The organism is Archangium sp. (assembly GCF_036388035.1).
In the GTDB taxonomy this organism is placed as follows: Bacteria; Myxococcota; Myxococcia; order Myxococcales; family Myxococcaceae; genus Archangium.
The window spans coordinates 1-5,924 of sequence record NZ_DASVSO010001012.1; the positions used below are offsets into that span (position 1 = coordinate 1).

The 5,924-nt window shown below is 70.9% G+C and carries 3 protein-coding genes and 1 pseudogene; 3 read left to right on the plus strand and 1 reads right to left on the minus strand.

Annotated elements, in window-relative coordinates; all coding sequences use genetic code 11:
• Nucleotides 1–58 precede the first annotated feature (58 nt).
• Nucleotides 59–541, minus strand: a complete 483-nt coding sequence (locus VF697_RS41645) for a CheW domain-containing protein (protein WP_331104079.1) — start codon at nucleotides 539–541, stop codon at nucleotides 59–61.
• A gap of 566 nt (nucleotides 542–1,107) precedes the next feature.
• On the opposite strand from VF697_RS41645, the gene VF697_RS41650 reads away from it, so the two are divergent.
• The 3 genes and pseudogenes from VF697_RS41650 to VF697_RS41660 form a co-directional block, all read left to right on the plus strand.
• On the plus strand, nucleotides 1,108–2,400 hold the full coding sequence (locus VF697_RS41650) for a DUF1552 domain-containing protein (protein ID WP_331104080.1): 1,293 nt from the start codon (nucleotides 1,108–1,110) through the stop codon (nucleotides 2,398–2,400).
• Nucleotides 2,401–2,447: 47 nt separating this feature from the next.
• On the plus strand, nucleotides 2,448–4,712 hold the full coding sequence (locus tag VF697_RS41655) for a DUF1592 domain-containing protein (protein ID WP_331104081.1): 2,265 nt from the start codon (nucleotides 2,448–2,450) through the stop codon (nucleotides 4,710–4,712).
• Between the two features lie 87 nt (nucleotides 4,713–4,799).
• Nucleotides 4,800–5,924 (plus strand): annotated as a pseudogene (locus VF697_RS41660) (hypothetical protein); the annotation flags it as partial.

Genomic DNA, 5,924 nt, shown 5'->3' on the forward strand with positions numbered 1-5,924 from the left:
AGGCGCTGCTCCACCAGCGCGGCGAAGCGGGCGACGGGAGTGCGAGCGGGCTCGGCGATCACGCGCCCCCCACTTTAGAGGAGGAAGTCTCCAGGCGGCGCCAGAGGTCCTCGGGCAGCAGGTGGGCCGAGCCCAGCACGGCCAGCAGGCCCCCATCGAGCGAGCCCACATGCTGCAGCTGCCCATTGGCGGTGGAGCGCAGCAGCGGGGGCACGGACTCCAGCGTGTCCTCCTCCAACCAGCGCAGGCCGCGCACCTCATCCACCTCGAGCGCCAGGCGCCCCTCGGGCACGCGCAACGCGATGAAACGCTGGCCGGGGCTGGCCTGGGTAGGGAGGGCTCCCCCCAGCAGCGCCGCCAGACTCACAATGGGTGAAGGCGTGCCGCGCACCATGCACACCCCCCGCACGAAGAAAGGAGCCTCCGCCACCGGGGCGACCGGCAGCGGCCTCATCGTCTCCTCTACTTCTTCGAGCGGCAGCGCGCACATCCACTCCTGCGCCCTCACGACGAGGAAGCAGCGGGACCCCTGCCTGGGCATGACTCCCCCTATCGGGTTCGAACAGGACGCAAATCATGCACCTTCAACGTATGTCAAGGCGAGCACCGAGTGCGTCCCCCGGCCGCCAGGTCGGTGACGGGAGCGAGCAGGCGTCACACGCACCCGAGCCCACCCACGTCCACACGCGGCCCGGAATCGCTGAATCCTCGCAAAGTTTCCGTCACGCCAGACGCCAGCCCTCCACCCATTTTGAATCCAGACGGAAAATTGGTGTCCGTGCACACGCCACTTCGGGAGCGCTGAAACTTTGCAAGTCTTTGCGCGAAGAAGTCGTTTCCCCTCCTGGAAAGTCTCGACACTTCCGGTGACCTCCTGATAATTGAGAATTACCGAGTAGGCCGGGGCCGACAAAGGCTCACACCCGCCCGCCAGAAAACTCATCACTGTTTGAGATGTGCTCGTTTGCGCTGGCGCGGGTCTTCATGCTGACCGCGGGCTGGTACAACACGCGGGGTCGCACCTTGCCGTAACAGTCAGTGATTGCCACCAGACCTGCCCACGAGTGCAGGCGCCGAGTCGAACCAAGGAAACGGGAGCTGACGAGCATGATTCGGATCGGGCGTAGGCAGTTCACAGCCGGGTTGGGCGCCTCTCTGCTGGCCACCCCCCTGCTGCAATTCCTCGGGGGTGAGGCGCGGGCCGCGGCCCCCCTCGCCCGGCGACTCATCGTCTTCTTCACCCCCAACGGGACGGTGCACCGGCTGTGGCGCCCCACCGGAACGGAGACATCCTTCTCCTTCCCCGCCGGCGGCATGCTGGAGCCGCTCAACCGCCACCTCGCCAACCTCCTCGTCTGCGAGGGCCTCGACTTCCTCGAGGTGGACAACCACGAGGCGGGCATGGCCAACATGCTCACCGGGGGAGGCACGGCGCAGAGCACCTCCGGGGGCCTGTCCGTCGACCAGTTCCTCGCGCGCAAGGTGGGCCAGAGCTCGCGCTTCCAGTCGCTGGAGTTCGGCGTGCAGACGAGCCCCTGGGGCGCCACGCGCTCCACGCGCATGTGCTACACGGCGCCGGGCGTCTTCGCCTCGCCCGAGGACAACCCGCGCAACGCCTTCCTGCGCCTCTTTGGCGCCCTCGGGGGCGACTCCACCGTCGCCGACAAGCAGCTGCGCCGGCGCAAGAGCATGCTGGACCTGGTGCGCGGGGAGATGAGTGACCTGTCCCAGCGGGTGGGCGCGGAGGAGAAGCGCAAGCTCGAGCAGCACCTGGAGGCGCTGCGCCAGACGGAGCGCGGGCTGACCGAGCCCGTGGCGCTCCCCGGCTGCCCCTCCGCCACGGCCCCCGTCGCCATGGACGCCATGGCGAACGCGAACTTCCCCGCCGTGGGCCGTGCCCAGACGGACCTGATGGTGAGCGCGCTCGCCTGCGGCATGACGCGCGTGGCCTCCCTCCAGTGGTCGCACACCGTGGCGCCCCAGGTGTTCACCTGGGCGGGCGTCAGCGAGGCCCACCACGAGCTGTCCCACAAGGACGACGCCAACACCGCGGGGCTCGCGGACTTCGTCAAGAGCGAGCGCTGGTTCGCCGAGCAGTTCGCCTACCTGCTGGACTCCCTCAAGTCCCGCCCGGACCTGGAGGGCGGCGGCTCCATGCTCGACAGCACCCTGGTGCTCTGGGCCAAGGAGCTCGGCGACAGCCGCCTGCACAACTGCCGCTCCGTCCCCTTCATCCTCGCCGGCGGCTCGAACTGCTACTTCCGCTTCGGGCGCTACCTGCGCTACAGCGGCGCCGCACACCAGAAGCTGCTCACCTCGGTCTGCCACGCCCTGGGCGTCCCCCTCGACACCTTTGGTGATGCGTCCAAGTCCAGCGGCCCGCTCGACGGGCTCGTCTGAGCCCCTCCTCCCCTTTCGTCCGCCCTCGCGACTCAGGAGGCAGATCCGTGCGCTCCCCCCGGCACCTCGTTGCCCTTGGCCCCCTTTTTCTCTCCCTCGCCGTCCTCTCCGGCTGCTCGTCCGAGAGCGGCTGCCCCGATGACCTGGAGTTCTTCCGCACCCGGATGTGGGAGCCGGTGATGTCCATGCAGTGCATCGCCTGCCACAAGGCCGAGGGGCTCGCGGGCGGCACGCGCCTGGTGCTGCTGCCCCCGGAGACGCCAGGGGCGCTGGAGAGGAACTTCATGACGGTGCGGGCGCTGGCGCGCACCAAGGTCGACGGCACGCCCCTGCTGCTGCTCAAGCCCTCGGGCATGCACCCGAACGGTCACGGCGGAGGCACGCTCGTGGCCCAGGACAGCACGCGCTACGCGGACTTCCGGACCTTCACGGAGCGCATCAACGGCGCCCCCGGCATCTGCGAGGCCTCCGCCCTGAAGCCGTGCGGCCCGGGCGCTCTCGACACCACCGCCAAGCGCCGGCTCCGCCTGCTCACCCGCTTCGAGTACGACAACACCCTGCGCGACCTCCTCTATGTGGACTCCAAGTGGGGCCAGTCCTTCCCGGTGGAGGAGGTGGCCAACGGCTTCGACAACGACGCGGACGCGCGCGCGGTGAGCCCGCTGCTCACCGACAAGCTCCTCGCCGCCTCCGAGCAGGCGGCCGAGGCCGCCCTGGAGAACCTGTCCCGGCACGTCTCCTGCTCGCCGGGCGAGGAATGCGCGAAGGAGTTCATCCAGACGTTCGGCGAGCGCGCCTTCCGCCGCCCGCTGACGGACGCGGAGCGGACCCGCTACCAGTCGCTCTACACCGCCGTGTCCGAGGAGGACGGGTACGCCGAGGGCCTCGAGGCCGTCATCGCCGCCATGCTCCAGTCCCCCCACTTCCTCTACCGCTCGGAGCTGGGAGAGCACCTCGGCAATGGGGTGTACGCGCTGACGGACTACGAGGTCGCCTCGGAGCTGTCCTACCTCTACTGGGGCTCCATGCCGGATGAGACGCTCTTGGCCAAGGCACGCGCGGGGGCCCTGCACACGCCGGAGCAGATCTCCGCGGAGGCGCGCCGGATGCTGGCCTCCCCCCGGAGCCGCCCGATGCTCGACCACTTCGTGAGCCAGTGGCTGGAGCTGGAGCGGGTCGACCAGGCGCAGAAGGACATGAGCACCTACGCGGACTTCACCCCCGCCATTCGCACGGCGATGAAGGCCGAGACGACGGCGCTCTTCGACCACGTCGTGCGCACCGGCAGCGGTCAGCTCCCCGAGCTCTTCACCGCTGATTACACCTTCGTCTCGGACGGGCTGGCGTCCTTCTACCGCCTCTCGGGGACGGTGGGCTCCACGTCGACCCCGGGCACCGGCCTGCGGCAGTGGGACCTGGGAGGCACGGGCCGCGGCGGCATCCTCACCCACGGGAGCATCCTGGCCAGCCAGGCCACGCCGCTGACGTCCTCGCCGGTGCGCCGCGGCAAGCTCGTGCGGGAGCGCCTGCTGTGCCAGCTGCTCCCTCCCCCGCCCCCCGGCCTCAACGTGCAGCTCCCCCCGGTGGACCCGCAGGCCTCCAACCGCGTGCGCTTCCAGGACCACTCACGCAACGCGGCCTGCGCCTCCTGCCACAAGCTGATGGACCCCATCGGCTTCGGCTTCGAGCAGTTCGACAGCGTCGGCCGCTACCAGCCCACGCACGGCGGGCAGCCCGTGGACGCCAGCGGCGAGGTGCTGTCCGCGCCCTCGCCCGCCACCGAGGGCGCCTTCACCGGCGTGGACGGGCTGCAGCGCAAGCTGGCCGAAAGCCCGGACGTCCAGGCCTGCTTCTCGCTGCAGTGGCTGCGCTTCGCCTACGGCATCTCCGGAGATGACGCCACGTGCGCGGCCCAGCAGGTGACCGACAGCTTCCAGAAGGACGCGCTGAGCATCCCCGAGCTGCTCGTCTCGTTGACCCAGCTCTCGCGCTTCACCCAGCGGGTGGGAGAGGGCGCGGGCCAGGGACATGGTGGAGCGGGGGGCGCGCCGCCGACCAGTAGCAACGCGCAGGTCTCCGTGTCGACCCAGGATGACTGGCGGACGGGCTACTGCAACACCGTCAAGGTGACCAACACCGGCACGGAGGCGCTCGCCTGGCGCGTCACCATCTCCGTGGAGGGGACCATCCAGAACGCGTGGAACGCCCAGTACACCCCCTCGGGGAGTCAGGTCTCCTTCGTCGGTGACCACTGGAACGCCGAGATTGCCCCGGGCGCCAGCACCAGCTTCGGCTACTGCGCGAGCCGGTAGCCGGGACCCGAGGCGCCACGGCACGGGCGCCGCCTCTCGTGGCGCTTGAACCTCGCGCCTCCTGCCGATAGGGAGGCGCGAGCCCCCATGCCGCCGCCACGCCGCCCCTCCAGGCGAGGGCTTCTCGCCCTCCTGCTCCTCGCCCTCCTGCTCGCCACCGGCGGGGGGGCCGGGCATGCCTGGCTCCAGGGAGACGCGGCGCGGGCACATGTCCTCGCCCGGGTGGAGCCGGCCTTGAAGTCCCGGCTGGGCCCGGTGCGCATCGGCGACGACTTCCACGTCGGGTGGGCGGGCACGGTGACGCTGGGGCCGGTGGAGCTTCCGGGCACGCGACCCGAGGCCCCCCCGGTGGTGCGCATCTCGCGCGTCACCGTCCGCCTCCGGAGGCTCGCCCTTCTCTCGGGCCACCTCGAGGCAAGTCAGGTGGAGCTCGCCGGCGTGCGGGTGGAAGCCGGTCCGCGAGGGCGGCAACTGCGAGCCCTCCTCGAGCGGATGCGCGAGGCACGCCACGCCCGGCGCCCGGCCTCCTCGACGGACGGGGGGACCTCTCGCGCGCTGCCCGAGCTGGTGCTGAAGGACGTCCACCTGGCCTTCGAGCGCCTGGGCCGCGTGGAGTGGGGCCCGCTGGCGGCCCGGGTCCGGGTGGAGGACACGCAGGAGGCCCTTCGGTTGGAGGCCACGGCCGAGCTGCCCGGTGGTGGAAGCGCGGAGCTGTCACTCCAGCGCACGGAGGCGGGTCCCTCGGGAACACTCCGGGCACGCCATGTCCCGGCGGGTCCGTTGCTGTCGCTCGCGGAACCCCCGTGGCGCCTGGAGGGAGGCACGCTGGAGGGCGAGCTGCGAGCGGATGCCTCGGGAGCCACCTTCTCCTGGGCGGTGGCGGGCCTCTCCGTGGCCACCCCGCAGCTCGCCCCCGAGCCCGTAGCTCCCCTCGCCTTCTCAGCCGAAGGCCAGGTGCGTTGGGACCTGGAACGCCGGCACGTGGCGCTCGAGTCCCTGAAGCTGACGGTAGGCGAGCGCCGCGAGGCACGTGTCGAGGTGCGGGGCGAGGCCACCTGGAGCGAGGTGCCCCACTTCTCGCTTCAGGCGGAGCTGCAACCTCTCTCCTTCGAGCAGGCGATGGCGGCGCTCCCCGCGGTCCTGGTGCCCGGCACCGAGCTGGCGCGGCTGGAGGGCCATTTCCAGGCCTCGCTGTCGCTCTCCGGTCCGGTC

What these genes read in the sequence shown, in the direction of transcription:
- VF697_RS41645 (WP_331104079.1), bottom strand. Translation starts at nt 541, where the DNA reads ATGCCCAGGCAGGGGTCCCGCTGCTTCCTCGTCGTGAGGGCGCAGGAG.
- VF697_RS41650 (WP_331104080.1), top strand. Translation starts at nt 1,108, where the DNA reads ATGATTCGGATCGGGCGTAGGCAGTTCACAGCCGGGTTGGGCGCCTCT.